This is a genomic window from Curtobacterium sp. MMLR14_010, from assembly GCF_001865015.1.
Classification (GTDB): Bacteria; Actinomycetota; Actinomycetes; order Actinomycetales; family Microbacteriaceae; genus Curtobacterium.
The window spans coordinates 52,023-73,480 of the sequence record NZ_MJGV01000023.1 but is presented as its reverse complement, the minus strand read 5'-3'; the positions used below and the strand labels follow the sequence as shown (position 1 = coordinate 73,480).

Annotated in this window: 22 protein-coding genes; 17 read left to right on the top strand and 5 right to left on the bottom strand. The window is 71.7% G+C overall.

Annotation, left to right across the window (positions count from 1 at the left end; translation table 11 throughout):
• Positions 1 to 35: 35 nt before the first annotated feature.
• The 6 genes from BIU98_RS05265 (at position 36) to BIU98_RS05240 (ending at position 5,806) form a co-directional block, all read left to right on the top strand.
• The gene (locus tag BIU98_RS05265) at positions 36 to 989 is read left to right on the top strand and encodes an alpha/beta fold hydrolase (protein WP_083392997.1); all 954 of its coding nucleotides are present in this window, start codon (positions 36 to 38) and stop codon (positions 987 to 989) included.
• Entirely contained in the window at positions 986 to 1,801 is an 816-nt protein-coding gene (locus BIU98_RS05260; protein ID WP_071272771.1) for a DUF1684 domain-containing protein, read from the top strand. The genes BIU98_RS05265 and BIU98_RS05260 overlap by 4 nt, the downstream gene beginning before the upstream one ends.
• 50 nt (positions 1,802 to 1,851) lie before the next feature.
• On the top strand, positions 1,852 to 2,637 hold the full coding sequence (locus BIU98_RS05255) for a GNAT family N-acetyltransferase (RefSeq protein WP_071272768.1): 786 nt from the start codon (positions 1,852 to 1,854) through the stop codon (positions 2,635 to 2,637).
• A gap of 217 nt (positions 2,638 to 2,854) precedes the next feature.
• A complete protein-coding gene (locus BIU98_RS05250; RefSeq protein ID WP_083392994.1) occupies positions 2,855 to 3,808 on the top strand; it encodes a 3-hydroxyacyl-CoA dehydrogenase family protein in 954 nt (317 codons plus the stop codon).
• A gap of 42 nt (positions 3,809 to 3,850) precedes the next feature.
• The gene (locus BIU98_RS05245; protein ID WP_071272686.1) at positions 3,851 to 5,134 is read left to right on the top strand and encodes an alpha/beta hydrolase; all 1,284 of its coding nucleotides are present in this window, start codon (positions 3,851 to 3,853) and stop codon (positions 5,132 to 5,134) included.
• A 75-nt stretch (positions 5,135 to 5,209) separates the two neighbouring features.
• Positions 5,210 to 5,806: a TetR/AcrR family transcriptional regulator gene (locus BIU98_RS05240; RefSeq protein ID WP_071272683.1), complete on the top strand. Its 597-nt coding sequence runs from the start codon at positions 5,210 to 5,212 to the stop codon at positions 5,804 to 5,806.
• Positions 5,807 to 5,860: 54 nt separating this feature from the next.
• On the opposite strand, the gene BIU98_RS05235 is transcribed toward BIU98_RS05240, so the two are convergent.
• A complete protein-coding gene (locus BIU98_RS05235; RefSeq protein WP_071272680.1) occupies positions 5,861 to 7,267 on the bottom strand; it encodes an FAD-binding oxidoreductase in 1,407 nt (468 codons plus the stop codon).
• Between the two features lie 267 nt (positions 7,268 to 7,534).
• Between BIU98_RS05235 and BIU98_RS05230 the strand changes: the two genes are divergently transcribed.
• Positions 7,535 to 8,686, top strand: coding sequence for a glycosyltransferase (locus tag BIU98_RS05230; protein ID WP_071272677.1), 1,152 nt, complete (start codon positions 7,535 to 7,537; stop codon positions 8,684 to 8,686).
• Between the two features lie 59 nt (positions 8,687 to 8,745).
• On the opposite strand, the gene BIU98_RS05225 is transcribed toward BIU98_RS05230, so the two are convergent.
• Positions 8,746 to 9,489, bottom strand: a complete 744-nt coding sequence (locus BIU98_RS05225; protein ID WP_175481290.1) for an SDR family oxidoreductase — start codon at positions 9,487 to 9,489, stop codon at positions 8,746 to 8,748.
• 118 nt (positions 9,490 to 9,607) lie between these two features.
• Between BIU98_RS05225 and BIU98_RS05220 the strand changes: the two genes are divergently transcribed.
• Positions 9,608 to 10,306, top strand: coding sequence for an HAD family phosphatase (locus BIU98_RS05220; RefSeq protein ID WP_071272674.1), 699 nt, complete (start codon positions 9,608 to 9,610; stop codon positions 10,304 to 10,306).
• Positions 10,303 to 10,968 (top strand): HAD family phosphatase, encoded by a 666-nt coding sequence (locus tag BIU98_RS05215; RefSeq protein WP_139200571.1) that lies wholly within the window; start codon positions 10,303 to 10,305, stop codon positions 10,966 to 10,968. The genes BIU98_RS05220 and BIU98_RS05215 overlap by 4 nt, the downstream gene beginning before the upstream one ends.
• A 33-nt stretch (positions 10,969 to 11,001) precedes the next feature.
• Here the strand turns inward: BIU98_RS05215 and BIU98_RS19775 are convergent, their stop codons facing one another.
• Both BIU98_RS19775 and BIU98_RS05210 read right to left on the bottom strand, forming a co-directional pair.
• Entirely contained in the window at positions 11,002 to 11,685 is a 684-nt protein-coding gene (locus BIU98_RS19775) for a LacI family DNA-binding transcriptional regulator (protein WP_083392992.1), read from the bottom strand.
• A 147-nt stretch (positions 11,686 to 11,832) separates the two neighbouring features.
• Complete coding sequence (locus BIU98_RS05210; RefSeq protein WP_071272670.1) at positions 11,833 to 13,350, bottom strand: SulP family inorganic anion transporter; 1,518 nt, start codon at positions 13,348 to 13,350, stop codon at positions 11,833 to 11,835.
• 166 nt (positions 13,351 to 13,516) lie between these two features.
• On the opposite strand from BIU98_RS05210, the gene BIU98_RS05205 reads away from it, so the two are divergent.
• Complete coding sequence (locus BIU98_RS05205; protein ID WP_368073036.1) at positions 13,517 to 13,918, top strand: MerR family transcriptional regulator; 402 nt, start codon at positions 13,517 to 13,519, stop codon at positions 13,916 to 13,918.
• 181 nt (positions 13,919 to 14,099) lie between these two features.
• A complete protein-coding gene (locus BIU98_RS05200; RefSeq protein ID WP_071272664.1) occupies positions 14,100 to 14,486 on the top strand; it encodes a MerR family transcriptional regulator in 387 nt (128 codons plus the stop codon).
• Positions 14,487 to 14,573: 87 nt separating this feature from the next.
• Here the strand turns inward: BIU98_RS05200 and BIU98_RS05195 are convergent, their stop codons facing one another.
• Positions 14,574 to 14,927 (bottom strand): metalloregulator ArsR/SmtB family transcription factor, encoded by a 354-nt coding sequence (locus tag BIU98_RS05195; RefSeq protein WP_071272661.1) that lies wholly within the window; start codon positions 14,925 to 14,927, stop codon positions 14,574 to 14,576.
• Between the two features lie 116 nt (positions 14,928 to 15,043).
• Between BIU98_RS05195 and BIU98_RS05190 the strand changes: the two genes are divergently transcribed.
• The 6 genes from BIU98_RS05190 to BIU98_RS05165 are packed head-to-tail and all read left to right on the top strand — an operon-like array spanning position 15,044 to position 21,417.
• The gene (locus BIU98_RS05190) at positions 15,044 to 16,432 is read left to right on the top strand and encodes an FAD-dependent oxidoreductase (protein WP_071272658.1); all 1,389 of its coding nucleotides are present in this window, start codon (positions 15,044 to 15,046) and stop codon (positions 16,430 to 16,432) included.
• A gap of 5 nt (positions 16,433 to 16,437) precedes the next feature.
• Positions 16,438 to 17,859, top strand: a complete 1,422-nt coding sequence (locus tag BIU98_RS05185; RefSeq protein ID WP_071272803.1) for an arsenic transporter — start codon at positions 16,438 to 16,440, stop codon at positions 17,857 to 17,859.
• Positions 17,860 to 17,879: 20 nt separating this feature from the next.
• Entirely contained in the window at positions 17,880 to 18,296 is a 417-nt protein-coding gene (locus BIU98_RS05180; RefSeq protein WP_071272655.1) for an arsenate reductase ArsC, read from the top strand.
• 20 nt (positions 18,297 to 18,316) lie between these two features.
• Positions 18,317 to 19,750: an FAD-dependent oxidoreductase gene (locus BIU98_RS05175; protein WP_071272786.1), complete on the top strand. Its 1,434-nt coding sequence runs from the start codon at positions 18,317 to 18,319 to the stop codon at positions 19,748 to 19,750.
• Between the two features lie 11 nt (positions 19,751 to 19,761).
• Entirely contained in the window at positions 19,762 to 20,157 is a 396-nt protein-coding gene (locus tag BIU98_RS05170; RefSeq protein ID WP_071272650.1) for a low molecular weight phosphatase family protein, read from the top strand.
• A gap of 39 nt (positions 20,158 to 20,196) precedes the next feature.
• On the top strand, positions 20,197 to 21,417 hold the full coding sequence (locus BIU98_RS05165) for an MFS transporter (RefSeq protein WP_071272647.1): 1,221 nt from the start codon (positions 20,197 to 20,199) through the stop codon (positions 21,415 to 21,417).
• Positions 21,418 to 21,458: the final 41 nt, after the last annotated feature.

The window sequence follows — 21,458 nt, the reverse complement described above, 5'->3', positions numbered from 1 at the left end:
GGCCGGGTGCTCGGCCCCGCTCCTAGCGTCGGGGCATGACGAATCCTGATGCACCGCTCATGTCCGGCGCGGGAGCGCAGTCCGACGTCGCCACCTCGGCCGACGCACGGCTGACTCCGGGGAGCCACACCGCTGCCGTGAACGGGAACCGCCTGCACTACGAGGTGCGCGGGTCCGGACCGGTGCTGCTCTTCCCCTCGCCCGGCTGGGGCCCCTCGATCGCCTACCTGATGCCGCAGCCGGCGCTCGAGGCGCACTGCACGGTCGTGTACTTCGACACTCGTCACAGCGGCGAGTCCAGCGGCCCCGAGGACCCGACGCAGTACACGTTGGCGCACTTCGTCGCCGACATCGAGGGGCTCCGTCAGCACCTCGGCGGTCAGCGGGTGTTCCTGGCCGGGCACTCCGCCGGGGGTCAGCAGGTGCTGGCGTACGCGATCGAGCACAGCGCGGACCTGCTCGGCGTCATCGCCATCGACGCCATCGCCGCGCCGGACGAACTGCGCCGCAAGGAGCTCGTGGCCGCGATCGAACGCCGACGGACCCACCCGTTCTACGCGTCCCGCCCCGGTTTCCTCGATGCGGGCCTGGCGATCGTGACCGGAGCCGACAGCACGCCCCGCAGCACGACCGAGGTCCTCGACGCGATCGGTCCCTTCTACTTCCACGACCCGGAGCTGGCAGCCGACGTGATGCCCACCCTGGACGTCGACGAGACGGTGAACGGGTACGCGAACGCCTCCGGGTTCCAGGGGGACGACGTGCTCGCGGACCTGCACCGGATCACCGTGCCGACGCTCGTGGTGGTCGGCGACGACGACTTCATCTGCGACCCCGTGTCGCAGGCAGCGCGGATCCACCTCCGCATCGCGGGATCGACCCTGGCCGTCATCGAGGACAGCGGCCACGTGCCGTGGGCCGAGCAGCCGGCGCGGTTCCACGCGGCGGTCGACGCCTGGCTCGCAGCGTCGACGACCGCGCTCGCGTGAGCGGTGCGACGGACGTGCGGGAGGACGAGCAGGCCTGGGACCGGTGGCGGACTGTGCGAGACGCCGAACTGACGGGGCCGCGCGGCGACCTCGCCCTGGTCGGCGCGGGCTGGTTCCCGGTCGGGGAACCGCCCGCGCCCGACACGGTCGCTCCCACCCTGCCCGACACCGCCCGGATCGAGCTGCGGGAACGCCTCGTCGGCGACGCCCGGACGGTACAGCACGGGTGGGTCGCCTGGGACCCGGAGCGAGCCGCCCGTACCGGCCACCCCACCACCGTCTTCCCGTACGACCCGGCACACCGCGTGGAGGCGTCCCTCGTCCCCTCCAGCCCGTCGCGGGTCGTGTCGGTCCTCCGCCAGCGCGGGGACATGTTCGACCTGGCGTCCTCGTTCGACCTGATGGCGGACATCGGCGACCGTCGGTACGTCTTCACCGTCTTCGACGACGCACACGACGCACACGACGCACACGACGCGGACGACGCACACGACGCACACGACGCGGACGACGCACACGACGCGGACGACGCGGACCGGGAGGTCCTCCTCGTGTTCGCGGACCCGACGAACCGCTCCGAGGACGCCTCGGAGCGGACCTACCCGGCGGGCAGGTTCCTCTGGGTGCAGGTCCCTGCGGCCGCACGGCGCGGTGACGACCCGACCGTCGTCCTCGACTTCAACCGAGCGGTCCTGCCGCCCTGCGCCCACAGCGATGCCTTCAACTGCCCGCTGCCTCCTGCCTCGAACCGGCTGCACGTCCCGATCCGAGCCGGCGAACGCACCGCGACGCCCGGACCGGGACCGGCCTGACCGTCGCCCATCACATGCCACCCATCCCCACTCACAGAACGGAGAGCACCTTGACCGCTCACCCCACCTCCCGCGTCCCGAGCCGCGCCGACTCCTTCGACGTGGAACGCATCCGGACGATCCGGCTCGTGGCCGAGTCCGCGGAGAACGCCTGGTTCGTCGGCGACGACGAGCTGGCCGTCGCCTGGACCGGTGCCGGGACGATCACCGCGAACGGCCTCGTCTCCGCTCGACCCGACGTCACGGCCGCCGAGTTCGAGGCACTCCGGGCACGTCTCGGCGCAGAGCGGGACTTCCGCATCGCGCAGGTCGGCGCGACCCCCACCGAGGACCAGACCCGGTGGGCTGCGGACCGCGGCCTCGAGAAGACCGCTGCGTTGCCGACCATGTCGACGTCGCTGGCGGACGAGGTCACGGCACCGCCGGCGACGCGCACGGTGCGACCCGCCGACCGGTCGCACGTCGACGGCATCCAGCGGTGCATGGCGATCAGCTTCGGGCTGGGCGAGAACGTGGCCAGCACGGCGCCGTTCGCGAACGAGTCACTGCTGGCACGACCGGAGGTGTCCGCGTTCGTCGTCACCGACGAGGACGGCCAGGTGGTCTCCACCGGCATGTCGGTGCAGACCTCGCCGAGGATCGTCGGCCTGTACGCGATCGGCACGCTGCCGGAGCACCAGCGGCAGGGGCACGGGGCCGCGGTGACCTGGGCGCTCATGCACGCCGCGCGGGAACAGGGCGCCGAGGTGGCGTACCTCCAGGCCAGCGACGAGGGCGCACCCGTCTACGAGCGTCTCGGGTTCGAGACCGTCGCGACGCGCACCTACCTCTTCTAGACCGCCTCGGCGGGAGGCACTGCTCGGCGGACACGCGACACCGTCGATGTCGTACGACATCGACGGTGTCGTTCGGAGTCGGCGTGCGGCGCTCCTCGACGGCCAGGACCTCGGGCAGTCCGGGGTCGCCCTGCAGCGCTGACCCCCCGGAGAAACCAGGACCCGACCTCCGCGATCCCACGGATGGCTCCGGCCCCGAGTCCCGGCACCATCGGACATCGGTGGCTGCCCCGGCGGCGACGAGCCACCACCGGAAGACCGTCCCCGTCGTCGCCGAGACGAGGTCAGCCATGCCCACCACCCTCCCCGCCGTGCCGAGCACCGCCCGGTCGCCGTCGTCGGAGGCGGGGCCCTCGGCCGCCGGATCGCCCTGGTGTTCGCGTCGTGCGGCGGCCACGTCCGCGTGTACGAGGTCGACGCCGCAGCCGGACGCGCGGCCGTCGAGTTCGTCGACGCCGAGCTGCCGGCCCTCGTCGCCCGCCGACCGGGTGCCAGTGCCGGGACGGTGGAGGCGACGGACGACCTGGCGACGGCGCTCCACGACGCCTGGCTGGTGGTCGAGGCGGTGCCGGAGCACCTCGAGCTGAAGCGAACCGTGCTCGCCGAGATCGACCGCCGCGCGGCTCCGGACGCGATCATCGCGACGAACTCGTCGTCGTTCCCGTCGTCCCGTCTCATCGACGACGTCCTGCGTCCCGAGCGGGTCCTCAACATGCACTTCTTCCGCCCGCCGGAGCAGGCCGCCGTGGAGCTGATGAGCGACGGGCACACCGACCGCGCCGTGATCGACCTGCTCCTCGGCGCGCTGCCGGCCTTCGGACTCCGACCGTTCGAGGCCCGCCAGGAGAGCGTCGGCTTCGTCTTCAACCGCATCTGGGCCGCGGTGAAGCGGGAAGCGCTCACGGTCGTCGCCGAGGGCGTGTCGACCCCCGCCGAGGTGGACGAGCTCTTCCGCCTCACGGTGGGCAGTCCGGTCGGGGTCTTCCAGGCGATGGACCAGGTGGGACTCGACGTGGTGCTCGACATCGAGGAGCACTACGTCGCCGAGGACCCCACCCGATCGCAGGCGCCCCTCGACCTCCTCCGCCGGTACGTGGACGCTGGGCACCTCGGGGTCAAGACCGGTTCGGGGTTCTACGACCACGGCACCGGAGCGCCCGCCATCCGCTGACGGAGCGCCCGTCCCACCCGTCCCGTCCCGACCAGGAGCACCATGCCGTTCATCACCACGCCAGCCCTCGAGTACGCCCTCCTCGCGTTCGACCGCGACGGCGTCGAGGCCCACGACCCCGACGGCGCGCCGACCAGCGGCCGGCCGAAGCGCACCGGAGCGGTCCGTCGCGCTGTCCGTCGCCTGAGCGACCGGACCTTCGCCGGCCAGGGACACATCGCGGACCCGCCGCGCACGGTCCGCGGGGAGCGCCGCCTGATGAGCGCCGAGCTGACGTCGCGCCTCCGCGCAGCCGAACGGGAGGCTCGCCCCTACACGGACCTGTTCGTCGCCTCCCACGGATGGCTGACCGACTACCAGCGCGCGCTCCGGACGTACGGCGCCTGGTTCGAGGCGTGCGTGGCCACCCGCCCCGTGGCGGCGCTGACCGCCGCGGGCGACTACCGACCGCTCGTCGTCGCGGTGCACTGGCCGAGCGAGCCGAACACCCTCGCGGACCGCCACGCCGAGGACCCGATCCCGCTCGAGGAGGTCCCGGACGTCCCCGCTCCGGTGCAGCGACGGAAGGGCCTGGTCGGCCTGCTCCGCTCGCTGGTGCCCCTCGCCTCGTTCTACGTCATGAAGCGTCGCTCAGCCGTCGTCGGCCGGACCGGAGCCGCCTCGGTGCTCGCGGCCCTCCAGCGCGCGGGCGGCGACGAGCTCCGCGTGCACCTGCTCGGGCACAGCTTCGGCGCGAAGCTCGTCGCCGAGACCCTGACCGACCGACGTCGGGAGGGCGTCCGCCCGGTCGAGTCGCTGTTCCTCGTCGAGGGGGCGCTGTCGGCGTGGTCGTTCTCCACCGCCGAGGACAACCCGTACGGCGACCCGGCCGGCACGGCGACCCGCATCCTCGACCGTGGCATGGTGCGCGGGCCGATCGTCGCCTCCACGTCGCGGTTCGACCACGCGCTCAGCCGGATGTTCCCCGCCGCGCAGGCCGTGGAGGTCGCGTTCCGCCGGATCCGGACGTTCCGGTGGCCGTTCGGACGGCTGCGCGTCGCGGGGGACCCGTCCGTCCCGCCCCGCCTCGGCGCGATCGGCATCTGGTCGTTCGCCGGCGTCCGGGGGCTCCGCACGGCGACCCTGCGCCGGGACACCAGCACCGACTACGACTTCCGACCGGGGGCCGTGCACCACCTGGTGACCGACGCCGTCATCGACCTCGAGCCGTACCACGGGATGACGTACACGGACCCGATGGCCGGTTCGCACAGCAACATCGCACACCCGGAGCTCGCCGCCGCCTGGTGGCAGGTCGTCCTGGCCGGGCGCAGGAGTCGCCCCTGACCGGTGCACTATGGTGACCCGGTGCTCACCCGCCTGCCCCTGTCCCGCCGCCCGGTCGCGGTCCGGTAGCGCGCCGTGGGACTGCGCGAGCGCAAGGCGCTGCACACCAGGACGTGGATCGCGGACACCGCGCTCGACGTGTTCGAGGAGCACGGCTACGAGGAGACCACCCTCGAGGAGCTCGCACGCCGCGCCGGCGTGAGCGTCTCCACGCTGCACCGGTACTTCCCGACGAAGGACAGCCTGCTGGTGGACCACCCGTCGATGGAGATCGGGACCCTGGCCCGCACGTTCCGGTCCCGACCGGCGTCCGAACCGGTGGCGCAGGCACTCGGCGCCGCGCTCCTGACACTCCTGGACGCGTCGGACGGCGCCCGCGACACCGTGCGCCGGGTCCGCGCGCTCATCGACCAGGTCCCCGTGGCGCGCGCGAAGATGTGGGACTCCACCCACCGGGAGACCGCCCTCCTGGCCGAGGCGGTGCGTGAGCGGATCGGGGCGGACCGCCCAGCTGAGGAGAGCCTCCTGGCCGCTGAGTTCGTGTTGACCATCGTCGTCGTGGCGCTGCAGCCCGCGGCCGGCGGCCCCGCCGGCGCAGCGGAACGGGGGGAGCGGCTCCTGGAGATGCTCGCCGACCCGGCCGTGCTCGGGCGCATCATCCCGCAGCGCTGACCCCGCGCACGACGACGCCCCCGCACCACACGGTGCGGGGGCGTCGTCGTCAGCTCAGGCCTGCGGCTGCTCGGTGCGGAACAGGTCGAGCGGGTCGACCTCGGCCTTCACCCGACGCAGGCGTGCCCAGTCGTCGGCCGAGAACGCCGCCTCGGGGCGACCGTCCTCCGGTGCGAAGTTGAGGTACCGGGTGCCGGTGCTCCAGTGCTCCATCGCGGCGACGACGCTCCGGGTCTCGGCGATGCCGGTGGCGTCGTCCTCGGGCATGCCGATCGACACCGCCCAGAGCACGTAGGACGCGTCGGCGGTCGAGACGGCGCGGCCGGTCTGGGGCGTCCGGGCGAGGGCGCCGCCGATGTGCCGGAGCTCGACGATGTGGAGCCCGGCACCGGAGCGGGGGCCGACCTGGTCGAGCAGCGCACGCTGGACGTCCGGGGTGAGCTCCGTGAGCATCGAGGTCGCCTCCGAGAACGGTGCGGGGGCCTCCGGGTCGTTGTGGACGTGCTCGAAGCCCTCCGAGGGGGTCTCCTGCACGGTGTCGAGGAGGAGCGGGGCCGCCTCGCGGAGCGGGGCGATGAGTCGGTCGATCTCCGCCGGCGCGTGGATCAGCGCGACGCGGACGTGCAGGACGAAGCGTCCCGCGAGCAGCTCGGGGATGCCGGGCACCGGCGGGAGCCGCAGGAACGCGACCGACAGCGTGAGCTCGTCGGGGGCGTCCGCGGTGACCCGGGCGAAGGCCACCAGGACCGCCTCGGCGTCCTCGCCGTCGAAGAACAGGCCGCCGCCGACGAACCGGCTGACGGGGAACAGCTCGATCTCCATCGAGGTGACGACGCCGATCGAGCTCCGCCCGCCGCGGATCGCCCAGAACAGGTCGGCGTGCTGCGTCGCGTCCGCGTGGACCAGCTCGCCCGCGGCGGTGACGACGTCGAGCGCGAGGACGTGGTGCGCGCCCCAGCCGTACTTCCGGCCGAGGATCGGGCTGAGGCCACCACCGAGGGTGAAGCCGACGACGCCGACCTGGCCGGAGGACCCGTGGAGCGGCGTCAGCTGGTGGTCGGCCGCGAGCGGGACGACGTCGTTCCAGCGTGCGCCGGCACCGACGACCGCTCGACGACCGGGGCCGTCGACCTCGACGGCGTTCATGCGGCTCGTGTTGACGAGCAGGCCGTGCTCGAGCGGTGCGACGCCGTGGTGACCGGTCGCGACGACGGCGACGGGCAGCCCGTGCTCGCTCGCGAAGGTGACGGCGGCCACGACGTCGGCCGCGCTCTCGGCCAGGACGACGACGTCCGGACGGCGGTGGCTGGCCAGGTTGTAGCCGGTGCACGCCGCGAGGTACCCCTCGTCGGCGGCGGTCAGGGCGGTGCCGTCGAGGGCCGCGGCGAGCTGCAGCACGTCGTCGGTCGAGACGGTGACCGCCTCGGCTGACGTCGACGAGTGGGATGTGGGCGTGGTCATGACGTGCCTCCAGGCGAGCGGGGTCCCGCCGCGGCAGCGACGGATCGTGACGGGCGCACCGGCGCTCCGTCCGAGGAGTCTCCGTCGCGCTCCGCAGGTCACGCCTCCGTGGTTCCGCTGAGGGTGCCGGGCGGCCTTGGTGCGGGTCACCCGAGCACCCGCGGGGCTCCGTGGTCGCACGGATGTGGGTGCCCGCTGCCGGGCGGGAGCCTCTGAGCGACACCCGTCCGTCTCCTCCCTGCACCTCGACTCCCATCGGAGCTCACCATGCGCATCGCCTTCGCCGCGAACCCCCTGCCCGGCCACATCGTCCCGATGATCCCGCTCATGCGCGCTGCGCTCGCGGCCGGTCACGACGTCGCGGTCGTCACGAACGGCGCGACCCGGCCGTTCATCGAGGCGGAGGCGAGCCCCGAGGTCGAGGTGCTCGCCGCGGGCATGCCGACCCTCGAGGCGATGGGGGAGATGCACCGGAGAACCGGTGCCAGCCCGGCGACCGCACCCCGGCCGGACGTCATCGCCGAGTACTTCGGCGTGCGTCGCGTGTCGGACTCCGTGGACGCCGCGGTCCGGGCGGCGCGGACGTGGCAGGCGGACGTCGTCGTCAGCGAGAGCATGGACCACGTCGGTCCGTTCGTCGCCGCGGCGCTCGACGTGCCGTTCTTCCGACACACCTACGGTCCCGAGCGGCCCGAGGTGCTGCGGACCGCGATGGCGCGTGCGGTGCAGCGGTCGTCGCGGGACCGCGGTGTCGCGCTCCCCGCGGTGACCGCCTGGATCGACGCCTACCCGTCGTTCCTCGAGGACCCGAGCACCGACCGACCCGGTCGCCGTATCCCGGTCCGCCCCGAGGCGCACCACCGGCCGACGCCCGACACCGACCCGGCCGCACCACGGCACGCCGGCACCGGGGGTCGGCACCGCGTCCTGCTGACGATGGGCACGGTCTTCACCGACCAGCACCTGCTCGACCAGGTGGTCGCGTCCGTCGAGGCCGCCGAGCTCGCCGTCGACCTCGTCGTCACCTCGGTCAACGGCGTCCGTGCGACGAGCCGTCCGGGGTCGACCGTGTCCGTCGAGAACGTCCCGTTCCGACCGATCGCCGAGGTCCTCGGCTCGGTGGACGCCGTCGTCACCGTCGGCGGCGCCGGCACCGTGCTCGGCGCGTTGACGTCCGGGGTCCCGATGGTCGTCGTGCCACGTGGTGCCGACCACGAGGTCAACGCCGCCCGCGCCGCGGCGGTGGGTGCAGCGCTCGTCGAGCGCGACCCGGACGCGGTCGGTGCTGCGCTGCAGCAGCTGCTGCTCGACGGCCGGTTCGCGGAGTCCGCGAGGACGACCGCCGGACGGATCGCGAGCCTCCCGTCCGCCGCCGAGGCGCTCGCCCGACTCGAGGAGCTGGCCACCAGCGCGGTCTGACCGGCCGGGAGGCTCGGGGCGCGGCCGGCAGGTCGCGCCCCGTCCGGCGTCGGTCGGCCTCAGATCAGCAGGCCGCCGGCGACCGGGACGGTCGCCCCGGTCATGAAGGTGGACCGCGAGACCCAGGCCACGACGTCGGCGATCTCCTGCGGTTCCGCGACGCGACGCATCGGGGTGCCCTGCTCCATCAGGCGCCGGGCCTCGTCGCTCGCGTCGGTGAACATGTCGGTCCGCGTCGGACCCGGCGCGACGATGTTGATCCGGAACCGGGCCGCGTACTCCTGCGCGACGGTGCGGACGAAGCCCTCCAGGCCGGCCTTCGCGGCGGTGTAGTTCGCCTGGCCGACGTGTCCGAGCCGGGCGCTGACCGAGGACAGCAGCACGATCGAACCGCCGCGGGCGATCTTCGACGCTGCCGCGCGCACCACGCGCATCGGTCCGACCAGGTTGGTCTCGAGCACCGTGTCGATGTCCTCGTCGGACATCCGCACGAGCGGGGCGTCGCGGGTGACCCCGGCGGCCACGACGACGACGTCGACCTTGCCGGTCCTGCCCACGTGGGCGAACAGCTCCGCGATCCGGGCGGAGTCCGTGACGTCGAGCTCGAAGGGCTCGACGCCCTCCGGCGTGCCGCTCCCGCGGTGGGTGCCCACGACGCGGTGGCCCTGCGCCGCGAACGTCGACGCGACCGCGGCACCGATGCCGCGGGACGCCCCGACGACCACGACCGTCAGCCGCCCGTCGTCGGGGAGCACCGGGGTCGTGGTGGGTGGGGTGGTCGAGGTGGGTGTCGTCGTGTCCATCGCCCGGCAGTCTCGGTGCCGACGCCGAGGCCTCGCGCCCGTGATCGCACTGAGGTCGCCACCACCGGCCCCGCGGCACCCGGGCCGGCCGCGGTGGTTCGCGTAGCCTGGCCCGATCATGGACGAGCAGGCGAGCACCTCGGTCATTGCGTTCTTCGACGTCGACAACACGCTCATCCACGGCGCGAGCGCGTTCCACCTCGTGCGGGGGCTGCGGGCCGCCGGACTCATCACGGTGCGGGACATCGTCGGCGCCGTGTGGAAGCAGGCCCGGTTCAAGGTCCGCGGCGAGAACGACCGGCACCTCGCCTCCGCGCGCCTCCGCGGGCTCGAGGTGCTGACGGGGGTCCCGGTCGCCGACATGGCGCGACTGGCCGACCACGTCTACGACCGCCACACCGAGGCCGCCGTCTGGCCGGAGATGGCGCGTGTGGCGCGGGACCACGTGGAGCAGGGGCACCAGGTGTGGCTCGTGACCGCGTCACCGGCGTTCCTCGCCGAGGTCATCGCCGAGCGCCTCGGTCTCACCGGCGCGATCGCCAGCGGACTCGAGGTGCACGACGGCATCTACACCGGACGCCCCGACGGTGAGTTCCTGCACGGTGCGCACAAGGCGGCCGCGGCACGACGGCTGCTCGAGCGGACAGGCGCCGACCCCGCGGGCTGCTGGGCGTACTCGGACTCCCGGCACGACATCCCGCTGCTCTCCCTCGTCGGCCACCCCGTCGTGGTGAACCCGGACCGGCAGCTCGCCGCCCACGCCCGGGCGTCCGGCTGGCCCGTGCTCGACCCGCGTCGAACCGGTCGCCCCGCGTGACGCCGCGCGGCGTCGTGTTCCTCGACATCGACGGCACGCTCGTCCCGTCGGGCTCCAGCAGCAGCTTCCTCGCGGCACGGCTCGGGCACCAGCGCGAACTCGACCTGGCCGAAGCGCGGTACGCCAGCGGTGCGCTGTCCAACCAGCAGGTCAGCGAGGTCGACGCCAGGGGCTGGCGGGGGACCACCCCGGCGACGGTCGACCGGTGGCTCGAGGACCTGCCCGTCATCGCCGGGGTCGACGCCGTCGTCGCGTGGTGCCGCGAGCACGACGTCGAGCCGGTCCTCGCGTCCCTCGCCTGGCAGCCGGTCAGCGCGGCGCTCGCCGGACGGTTCGGCGTCACGGCGAACGGCGGACCACGCGTCGGGCTGACGGACGGCGTGTACGACGGCACCGTCGCCGAGCACTTCGACGAGCACGACAAACGGGACCGGGCACTCGCGCTCGCCGCCGCTCGTGGGCTGACCGCGGACCGGTGCTGCGCCGTCGGGGACAGCCGCTCGGACCTCCCGCTCTTCGACGCCGTCCCGGTCTCGCTCGCGTTGAACGCCGGTGACGCGGCCCGCGCCGGGGCCACGGACGCCCTCGACACGGACGACCTGACCGCGGTCCTGCCGTGGCTGGAACGGTGGGAGCGCGGGTTCGACGCCGCTGGTCGCTGACGACCGGGATCCCGGGCTTGACAGCCAGCGTCGTCACCCGGGCCCGTCGCTCGCCGCCGCCAGGAGCGGCACGACGACGTCGGACACCGGCGTCGGGATCCCGTGCGCTCGAGCACGGCGCTGCACGACGCCGTTCCTGGCGTCCCACCCGAGGGGGAGCCCGGCGACGCGGTCCGCGTCCGGAAGCCGTCGAGGATCAACGTCTCGCGAAGAGCTCCAGCCCGCTGCACCCGAGCGACGCGACGCGCAGCCTGGTCGTTCAGGATCAGCCACGCGTGTCGGATCGCGATCGCGATGAAGAGCACCGCGAGGGCGAAGCCGACCGCACAGGCAGTGGGGGCAGGGACCAGGTGCCCTGTTCCGCGGGTCGCGGCCCGACTCTTGGGCACAGGAGAACCGACCCGAGGGTCGATTGGTTGCGCACTGTGAACGCAGGAAGCGCCTCGCCCAGGGTGCGGAACTCGGCAAGACCTGTCCGCCGGACTGCTCGGCGGTGCGGCCTGTAGCTCCGGGGACCGAGCTTGGCGCGGTTCTGCGCCGTCGACCGAGAGCGGCTGCATGGTCGTCGCGTTGGTACTGCAGTGCGGTGATCGCCGCCTCGACCTGTTTCCGCGTCGATGGGCGCACCCGGTCGCTTCCGTTGAGGACGCGAGACAGGGTCTGATGGGAAACGTGCGCCGCGGCAGCGACGTCGTAGATGGTCGGCTTGCCGGTCATGTCGGTCCTCCGCTGACGGTCGTGGGTGGCGGCTGCGGTCAGGACGACTGAGCGGCACGCGCCGCGGGGTCGACGAATCAGATTCCGGCCCCGCTGCTCCGCCCGTTCACTCGGTACCTCTGGTGAGGTCGGGCAGAGGGGGATGGCTCAGTGACCGGCGCCGAGGTTCCCGGCGAGCCGGCCGTGGAACGCCTGGCTGGCGTCGTTCATCCCGCGGATGTCGACTCGCTTGCCGTGTACGTGGTACTTCGTCTCGATTGCGTCGAGGGCGGCGACGGTCGAGGCGTCCCAGACATGGGAACGGGTCATGTCGATGACGACGAGCTCGGGGTCGTCGACGTAGTCGAACTGGGTGGTGAGGTCATTGCTCGAGGCGAAGAAGAGCTCGCCCTCGACGGTGTAGAGCGCGTGCTGCTCGCCGGCGTCGGTGGTCTCCAGGCTGCGGGTCACGGAGGTGAAGTGCGAGACCCGGCGGGCGAAGACGATCATCGCGGCGATGACACCGATGATCACGCCGATGGCGAGGTTGTCGGTCGCGACGACGATGACCACGGTGAGCACCATGACGATGGTCTCCCCGACGGGCATCCGCTTGAGGGTGGAGGGCTTGATGCTGTGCCAGTCGAAGGTGCCGACGGAGACCATCACCATGACGGCGACGAGGGCGGCCATCGGGATGATCGCGACCACGTCGCCGAGCCCGACGACGAGGACCAGCAGGAACACACCGGAGAGGAAGGTGGAGATGCGGGTGCGGGCACCGGAGGCCTTCACGTTGATCATCGTCTGGCCGATCATCGCGCAGCCACCCATCCCGCCCATGAACCCGGAGCAGATGTTCGCGATGCCCTGCCCGAGGGCTTCGCGGGTCTTGCGGGAGCCGGTGTCGGTGACCTCGTCGACGAGCTTCGCCGTCATCAGGGACTCGAGGAGCCCGACGAGTGCCATGGCGAGTGCATAGGGGGCGATGATCGTCAGCGTCTCGAGGTTCAGCGGGATGTTCGGGATGAACAGCGTCGGCAGGCTGTCGGGGAGCTTGCCCTCGTCACCGACGGTGGGGATCGCGATGGACGCGAACACGGTCACCAGGGTGAGCGCGACGATCGCGACCAGCGGTGCGGGGATCGCCTTGGTGAGGCGGGGCAGGAGCACGATGATCGCGATGCCGACGATGGTGATCGGCCAGACGAGCCAGTCGACGCCGATGATGTTCGGCAGCTGGGCGGTGAAGATCAGGATCGCGAGAGCGTTGACGAACCCCACCATCACCGACCTGGGCACGAAGCGCATGAGCTTCGCAGCTCCGAGCCCGCCGAGGATGAGCTGGAACACTCCGCCGAGCAGGACGGTGGCGATCAGGTAGTCGAGGCCGTGGTCCTTCATGACCGGGGCGACGACGAGGGCGATGGCGCCGGTCGCGCCGGAGATCATCGCGGCACGGCCGCCGACGATCGAGATGACGACGGCCATCACGAACGCTGAGAACAACCCGACGCGGGGGTCGACGCCGGCGATGATCGAGAACGAGATCGCTTCGGGGATGAGCGCCAGGGCGACGACGAGGCCGGCGAGGGCCTCGCGGGTCAGCAGGCGCGGGCTCTTCAGCGCGGACAGGACAGTGGGGCTGGTGTGCACCGGAGCCGGTGCGGGCGTGACGGTCGTCACGGTTCTCCTTCGATGAGGGGGGCGGACGCTCGGCGCCCGCAGGGGAATGTCTGAGGCGCTTCGTCGCGCAGGCCGACCGCACGAGGACCAGCTGGGATGCCGAACCTTCCGCGGCGGAAGGGTTGGTAGAGTTCGACTCTAACGCGACGGAAGGGTTGGTGTGCAAGTGAGCGACGAAGACGCTGCAATGACGGGCGAGTACCTGATGCAGATCGGGGAGGTCGCGGAGCGGACAGGGCTGTCCGTGAAGACGATCCGCGACTACGACGCTGCTGAGGTTCTGCATCCCTCTGGCCGCTCCGACGGCGGGTTCCGGTTGTACTCCACGGACGACGTCGAACGGCTCCTGATGGTGCGGCGGATGAAACCGCTGGGGTTCTCCCTCAGCGAGGCCGCGGTCCTCGTCGACGCCGTCCGCATGCTCGACGAAGCGAACCCGGACGTCGACGTCACAGCGGTCCGGTCCCGGGTCGCCGCGTTCATCCGCGACGCTGAGGCGCGACGCGAGCGCCTCGACGAGCAGCTCGGGATGGTCGACGAGTTCCTGGACAGCCTCCGCGCCCACTGATCGAGGCGAGCGTGCGGCGCCGAGGACGAGGCCGTACCCGATCGCCGTCCACCCGGCTGCACCGTCGGCAACATCAGGAGCGCCCTCGCGATCTGGGTCGCAGTGATCACCCAGGACAACCGCGTCGACGTCGCCGGTAGCATCGGACCGATCCGGGCAAGCAACGCGGGAAGGGCTGACGATGACCGACAGGGCACCCGCGTCGACGATGCACATCGGCGAACTGGCTGAGCGGACCGGCCTGTCCACCCGCACCGTCCGGCACTACGACGATGTCGGCCTCTTGCATCCCACCGGCCGCACCGAGGGTGGTTTCCGGCTCTACTCCGACGACGACCTGCAACGCCTGCTCGTGATCCGCCGGATGAAGCCCCTCGGCTACTCCCTCGAGCAGATGGCCGAACTCCTCAGCATCCTCGACGGCCTCCAAGCAGCCAACGGTTCCGAACGGGATCGGCTCCAGCGAGAGCTCGACGCGTACGTCACCGACACCGAAGAACGCCGGGCGAAGCTCGCCCGCAACCTCGACTGGGCCGACGAGTTCCTCGGCATCCTCCGCCAGCACTGATCGGTCGGCAGCCGACACCAGCCGCTGCGACGTTCACGGCATTGCGCCCAGGTCGGACAAGACCCGGCCAGAGTGCGTCGTGGGCAGCTACTTCGCTGTCGTGGTGATGAGGCCCGCGAGAGTGTGGAGGGCGCCGGGGACGAGGGAGAAGTAAGCCCAGGTGCCGCGCTTTTCGCGGTGCAGGATCCCGGCGTCGACGAGGACCTTGAGGTGGTGCGACACCGTCGGCTGCGAGAGGCCGAGCGGTTCTTGCAGGTCGCACACGCATGCCTCTGCCCCGTCGTGCGCGGCGACCATCGAGATCAGCCGGAGCCGTGCCGGGTCGGCGATCGCCTTCAGGGACTTCGCGAGGACCTCCGCGGACGCCTGGTCCATCGCTCCGGTGGTGACGGGCGAGCAGCACGCGGTGACGTCCTGGATGGGGAGCAGCTCGATCGTCATGGCCTCATCCTCCCACGGGCTTCGACGCCCGTCTATATTTGCGCTCATCGATATCGACGTGCTTCGATGTACGAGCCGACTTTCGGCTCCCGCTCGATCCGTGAAGGACCAGCCTGATGACTCACCTCCTCGCCGTCGGCGGTAGCGACGCCGGCATCGCCGCAGCACTCCGCGCCCGCGAACTCGACCCGAGCACCGACGTGACGGTGGTGCTCGCGGACGAGTTCCCCAACTTCTCCATCTGCGGCATCCCGTACTGGGTCTCCGGCGACGTCGCCACGGAAGCGTCCCTCGCGCACCGCACTCGCGCCGACCTCGAGGCCGCGGGCATGACAGTCCGCTCCTCCACGTGGGCTTCCGCGGTGGACGTCAACGGGCGCCGCCTCACCGTCACCGGCCCCGCCGGAGAAGAGCAGATCGCCTACGACGAACTGCTGATCGGCACCGGCGCCGAGCCGGTGCGCCCGCCCGGGGTGCCGTTCGGGGAACCGGGCATCCACCTGCTGCACTCCATGAATGACGCCGAGCAGGTCGTCGCCGCCCTCGAGCTGCTGCCGGCGGGGAGCCGGGTCGCGGTCGTCGGTGCCGGCTACATCGGCCTCGAGATGACCGAAGGGCTCGTCGCACGCGGCTTCGACACGACGCTGATCCAGCGCGGCGCCGAAGTGCTCTCCACCCTCGACCAGGAACTCGGGTCCCTCGTCACCGCCGAGGTCCGCCGCCACGGCGCAACCGTCCTGACCGGTTCCACCGTCACCGGGATCACCCTGGCAGGCGGTGGGCAGTGGCGCGTCGCCACCAGCTCCACCTCCGGTGACGCGGAGGGCACGTTCGCGCTCGTCGTGGTCTGTGTCGGTGTCCGCCCGGTCACGGACCTCGCCGTCGCTGCCGGCGTGCAGCTGGGCCAGGGTGGCGCGATCGTCGTCGACACGTCCATGCGGACCGGGGTGCCGCACGTGTGGGCTGCCGGTGACTGCGTCGCGACGCACCACCGCCTCCTCGGCACCACGTGGTTGCCGCTCGGGACGACAGCGCACAAGCAGGGCCGCGTCGCCGGGGAGAACATGCTCGGCGGGAGCAAGGTCTTCGCCGGTTCCGTGGGGACGCAGGTGGTGAAGGTGTTCGACCTCGTCGCCGCCCGCACCGGCCTCCGCCAGCACGAGACCGGCCCGCTCGAGGTGTCGCCGCTGACGCGGGTGACGGTCGCGGATGACCACAAGCGGTACTACCCGGGCGCCGTCCCGCTGACGATCAGCGTCACCGGCGACCAGGCCACCGGTCGGATCCTCGGGGCGCAGATCATCGGCCAGCGGACCGCGGAGATCAGCAAGCGCATCGACACGTTCGCCACCGCCCTCCACGCGGAACTCACCGTGGACGACGTCATCGACATCGACCTCAGCTACACGCCGCCGCTCGGGTCGCCGTGGGATGCGGTGCAGGTCGCCGCGCAGGGCTGGGAACGCGCCGCCGCCGCAGCGACCCAGGCTGCGGTGACGGCCTGATGGTGATGGCTGTGGTCGCTGCGGCGATCTTCGTCGCGACGCTCGTGGTGGTGATCTGGCAGCCGAAGGGGTTCCCGATCGGCTACACCGCGCTCATCGGCGCCGTCATCGCCCTCGCCACCACCGTCGTCGGCCTCTCCGACGTCCCGACCGTTGTCGGGATCGTGTGGAACGCGACGCTGACGTTCGTCGCGGTGGTACTGATCTCGTTGATCCTCGACGAGGCCGGGTTCTTCGAGTGGGCGGCCCTCCACGTCGCCCGCTGGGGCCGCGGCAACGGGCGGCTGCTGTTCGTCCTCATCGTCGGCCTCGGCGCCGTCATCGCCGCGGTGTTCGCCAACGACGGGGCCGCGCTGATCCTCACCCCGATCGTCGTCGGGATGCTCCGCGCGCTGAACATGCCGCAGAAGGCAGCGCTCGGGTTCGTCCTCGCCACCGGGTTCATCGCCGACACCGGCAGCCTGCCGCTGGTGGTGTCGAACCTGGTCAACATCGTCTCCGCCGACTACTTCCACCTCGGCTTCGCCGAGTACGCCGCCGTCATGATCCCCGTCGGCATCGTCTCCGTCCTGGCCTCCCTCGGCATGCTGCTGGCCTACTTCGGCAGGAGCATCCCGAAGCGGTACGACGTCCTCGCCCTCACCAGCCCCGCCGCCGCGATCACGGACCCTGCGACGTTCCGCGCCGGCTGGGTCGTCCTGGCGCTGCTGCTGGTCGGCTACTTCGCCGCCGACCCACTCGGCGTCCCACTCGCCGCCGTCGCCGGGGTGGGTGCCGTCATCATCGTCCTCGTCGCCGCCCGGCAGCCCGCGTTCCTCTTCGCTCGCACTGCGGCTGCGACGGTCCTCGTCACCACGGGCGGCACTGCCACCGTCACCGCCAGCGCCAGCGCCAGCGCCAGCGGTAGCGGTGCCGGACCGAGCGCGCCGTCGGGGCGGGTGATCCCGGTGTGGAAGACGATCCGGGAGGCGCCGTGGCAGATCGTGCTGTTCTCCATCGGCATGTACCTCGTCGTCTACGGCCTCCAGAACCAGGGCCTCACCGACCACCTCGCGACGCTGTTCGACGTGTTCGGCGACCACGGGGTCCTCGTCACGGCGCTCGGCGTCGGGTTCACCATCGCGATCCTCGCGTCCCTGATGAACAACATGCCCACCGTCCTCATCGCGGCCCTCGCCATCGGCGGTGCCGGCGCGACCGGACTCACCCACGAGGTGATGGTCTACGCCAACGTCATCGGCTCCGACCTCGGCCCGAAGATCACCCCCATCGGCTCCCTCGCAACGTTGCTGTGGTTGCACGTGCTGGAGAAGAAGGGCATCCACATCGGGTGGGGGCAGTACTTCCGCACCGGCATCGTCCTCACCATCCCCGTCCTCGCCATCACCCTCGCCGCCCTCGCCGGCTGGCTCACCCTCATCCACTGAACCCGGAAAGACACACACCCATGAGTGACAAGCCCACGATCCTGTTCGTCTGCGTCCACAACGCCGGACGCTCCCAGATGGCCGCCGGCTACGCCCAGGCCCTCGGCGGCGACCGCGTCGAGGTCCGCTCCGCCGGCTCCGAGCCGAAGGACCAGATCAACCCGATCGCGATCCAGGCGATGACCGAAGACGGCATCGACATCGCCGGCAACCAGCCGAAGGTCCTCACCACCGACGCCGTCCGCGACTCCGACGCCGTCATCACCATGGGCTGCGGCGACGCATGCCCGGTCTTCCCCGGCAAGCGCTATGAGGACTGGGACCTCACCGACCCCGCCGGCCGCGGCATCGAGGACGTCCGCCCCATCCGCGACGACATCAAGCACCGCGTCCAGACGCTCCTCGCCGAGCTGCTCCCCACCGAAGCAACCACGTGACGACCAGGAAGCCGCAGACCATGACGCTCATCCTCACCGTCCCACCCCGCACCGACGCGGACCGGCTCACCGGACTCCCCGTCGCCGTCATCGGCGCCGGCCCCGTCGGCCTCGCCGTAGCCGCGCACCTCGTCGAGCGCGGTCTCGACGTCGTCGTCTACGAAGCAGGCCCGACGGTTGGGACGAGCGTCCGCGCCTGGGGGCACACCCGCCTGTTCTCCCCGTGGCAGTACGTCATCGACCCTGCCGCCCAGCGCCTCCTGGAAGCCACCGGCTGGGAAGCACCCCGGGCATCATCCCTGCCCACTGGCCACGACCTCGTCGACACGTACCTGGCGCCCCTGGCTGCGACACCGCAGCTCGCACCGGTGATCCAGTACGGCGTCCGCGTGGAGGCGGTGTCGCGGCAGGGCATGGACCGCACCCGCTCCACCGGCCGCGCCGACACCCCGTTCCTGCTCCGCCTCCACACCGCCGACGGGACGCACGACGTCACTGCGCGTGCGGTCGTCGACACCTCGGGCACCTACACGTCACCGAACCCCCTCACTGCCGCTGGGTTCGCACCTGCCGCTGACCTCGGTGACCGGGTGGTCCACGCGCTCCCTGACGTCCTCGGCGCCGACCGTGACCGGTTCACGGGGAAGCGGGTCCTCGTCGTCGGTGCCGGCCACTCTGCCGCCAACACGCTCATCAAGCTCGCCAGCCTCGCCAAGACCGCGCCGGGTACCGAAGTGCTGTGGGCTGTCCGAAACGCCGGCACCGCCCGGCTCGGCGCCGACGCCGCCGACGGGCTCGCCGCCCGCGGGCAGCTCGGGTCCACCGTCCACGGGCTCGTCGAGTCCGGTCAGGTGCAGCAGATCGCCTCGTTCGAGATCGATGACGTCCGACCCGACGGCGACCAAGTCACCGTCACCGGTCGCCGCGCCAGAGAGCCCTTCGCGGTGACGGTCGACGTGATCGTCAACGCGACCGGGTTCCGGCCTGACCTCGACATGCTCCGCGAGATCCGCCTCGGCCTCGACGACATCGTCGAAGCACCCCAAGCCCTCGCACCGCTCATCGACCCGAACCTGCACTCCTGCGGGTCCGTGCCCCCGCACGGAGTCGCAGAGCTCGCGCACCCGGAGCCGAACTTCTTCATCGCCGGCATGAAGTCCTACGGCCGCGCCCCCACGTTCCTGCTCCTCACCGGTTACGAGCAAGTCCGGTCCATCGCCGCTGAGCTCGCCGGCGACCACACCGCCGCGGGCCTGGTCGAGCTCGTTCTTCCCGAGACCGGTGTCTGCTCCACGGATCTCGGTGGATCCTCCTGCTGCACCACCCCGAGCAGTGCCGAGAGCTCCCCAAACGCTGCCCCGAGCGTGGACGTGGTAGCTCCGGAAGCGGCGTCGTGCTGCGCAGCCCCCGAGCCCACGCCGACCACTGACAGCAGCTCGCGCTGCGCCAACTGACGGGAACCCTCATGACGACCAAGCCCACCGTCCTGTTCATCTGCAAGCACAACGCTGGCCGCCCACAGCTCGGCGCAGCACTCCTCGAACTCGCCGCACCGGAGCGGTTCACGGCCACCTCCGCCGGCATCACACCGGCCGAGGGAGTGAACCCCTCGATCGCCGCGACCGTCGGTGAACTCGGCCTTGACATCACCAACCGGACACCCCGGAAGGTCACCGCGGAACTCCTCCAGGCCGCCGACATCATCGTGCTGATGAAGCCCGGCCTGGAACTACCAGCCACGCCGCGCGGCACAGTCCTGGAATGGTCCTTCCCCGACCCGTCTTCCTGGTCACCCGAGGACGTCCGACCGATGCGCGACGCCGTCGCCGACCGCATCCAGCACGACCTGCTCCAGCAGTGACAAGGGCACGAGTGGGAGCTGGACCTCACCGCGCACACCGTGGCTGACCAGCCCCGGCACCTGCTCCTGCTGATCGGCTTGTCCGTCTCGCAGGTCATCTCCTGGGGAACGCTCTACTACGCCCTCCCCGCCACGAGTACCGCGATCGCGCGTGACACCGGATGGTCCGGGGTCCTCATCACCACGGCGTTCTCGGCCGGGTTGATCCTCTCCGCCGCCGCGGGGATCCCGGTCGGGCGGCTCCTCGATCGGGCCGGACCGCGCTTGGCGATGACGGTCGGGACAGCCGTCGGCGCCGTCGGCCTCATGGCGGTCGCCGTAGCACCCTCCTTCCCGCTCTTCATCGCCGCATGGTGCGTCGTCGGTCTCGGCCAGTCCGCGACCCTGTACCAGGCCGCGTTCACCGTCATCAACACCACCTTCGGCAGCCGCCGCGGTACTGCTCTGACGGTCGTGACCCTCGCTGCCGGGCTCGCCTCGACGATCTTCGCGCCCATCGCCGTCGCCCTCACGCACGGCCTCGGATGGCGTGGGAGCTTCCTGATCCTCGCCGGTGTCCTGCTCGTCACCGTGGGCCCGATCCATGCCACCCTCCTCCCACGTCGGTGGCCATGCATCGAGGGCGTACCTGAGGCAGGCGCGCGCGCTGATCCGTTCAGAGTCCGCCGGATCGCACGATCACGGTCGTTCCTGCTCTTGCAGGTCGGCGTCACCGGCCTCGCGCTCGCGCTGTACGCCCTGACCATCAACCTCGTGCCCCTCCTGACCAGCGCAGGACTTGCCGCCGCGGCCGCTGCGACCGCCTTCGGCCTCGTGGGCGTCGGACAGGTCGCCGGCCGCGCGTTCTTCGCGTTCGGACGCGGCACCACGACCGTCCCGGCCGTCACCGCTGTTGCGGCGGTCGCGGTGATCGCCCTGGCCGGCTTCGCCGCAGGCGCAGGCGCTCTCCCCGCGGCCATCGGCTTAGCCGTCCTCGCCGGCGCAGCCCGCGGCTCCCTCACGTTGATCCAGGCCTCAGTCGTCGTCGACCGGTGGGGCACAGCGAACACAGGACACCTCACCGGGATCTTCGCCGCCCCCGTGACCATCGCCACCGCGATCGCACCAGCAGTCGGCGCCGCCCTCCTCCAGGCAGTGGACGGCGCGACCACCGCGCTGCTCTGCGCAGCGGTGGCGGCGATGGGCGGCGGTGCGCTGCTCCTCGGGACGACTGATCACCAAGATCCGCAGGTCGTGACCCGAAAGCAAGCGGATCGATGACAGCGACTCCGGATGAGGTCGACATCGCGGCGTCCTCATGA

Coding starts and splice junctions, on each gene's coding strand:
- BIU98_RS19775 (WP_083392992.1), bottom strand. CDS start 11,685: ATGACCGGCAAGCCGACCATCTACGACGTCGCTGCCGCGGCGCACGTT.
- BIU98_RS05225 (WP_175481290.1), bottom strand. CDS start 9,489: ATGGACACGACGACACCCACCTCGACCACCCCACCCACCACGACCCCG.
- BIU98_RS05185 (WP_071272803.1), top strand. CDS start 16,438: ATGGCTGTGGTCGCTGCGGCGATCTTCGTCGCGACGCTCGTGGTGGTG.
- BIU98_RS05195 (WP_071272661.1), bottom strand. CDS start 14,927: ATGACGATCGAGCTGCTCCCCATCCAGGACGTCACCGCGTGCTGCTCG.
- BIU98_RS05175 (WP_071272786.1), top strand. CDS start 18,317: ATGACGCTCATCCTCACCGTCCCACCCCGCACCGACGCGGACCGGCTC.
- BIU98_RS05230 (WP_071272677.1), top strand. CDS start 7,535: ATGCGCATCGCCTTCGCCGCGAACCCCCTGCCCGGCCACATCGTCCCG.
- BIU98_RS05220 (WP_071272674.1), top strand. CDS start 9,608: ATGGACGAGCAGGCGAGCACCTCGGTCATTGCGTTCTTCGACGTCGAC.
- BIU98_RS05245 (WP_071272686.1), top strand. CDS start 3,851: ATGCCGTTCATCACCACGCCAGCCCTCGAGTACGCCCTCCTCGCGTTC.
- BIU98_RS05235 (WP_071272680.1), bottom strand. CDS start 7,267: ATGACCACGCCCACATCCCACTCGTCGACGTCAGCCGAGGCGGTCACC.
- BIU98_RS05190 (WP_071272658.1), top strand. CDS start 15,044: ATGACTCACCTCCTCGCCGTCGGCGGTAGCGACGCCGGCATCGCCGCA.
- BIU98_RS05200 (WP_071272664.1), top strand. CDS start 14,100: ATGACCGACAGGGCACCCGCGTCGACGATGCACATCGGCGAACTGGCT.
- BIU98_RS05265 (WP_083392997.1), top strand. CDS start 36: ATGACGAATCCTGATGCACCGCTCATGTCCGGCGCGGGAGCGCAGTCC.
- BIU98_RS05170 (WP_071272650.1), top strand. CDS start 19,762: ATGACGACCAAGCCCACCGTCCTGTTCATCTGCAAGCACAACGCTGGC.
- BIU98_RS05180 (WP_071272655.1), top strand. CDS start 17,880: ATGAGTGACAAGCCCACGATCCTGTTCGTCTGCGTCCACAACGCCGGA.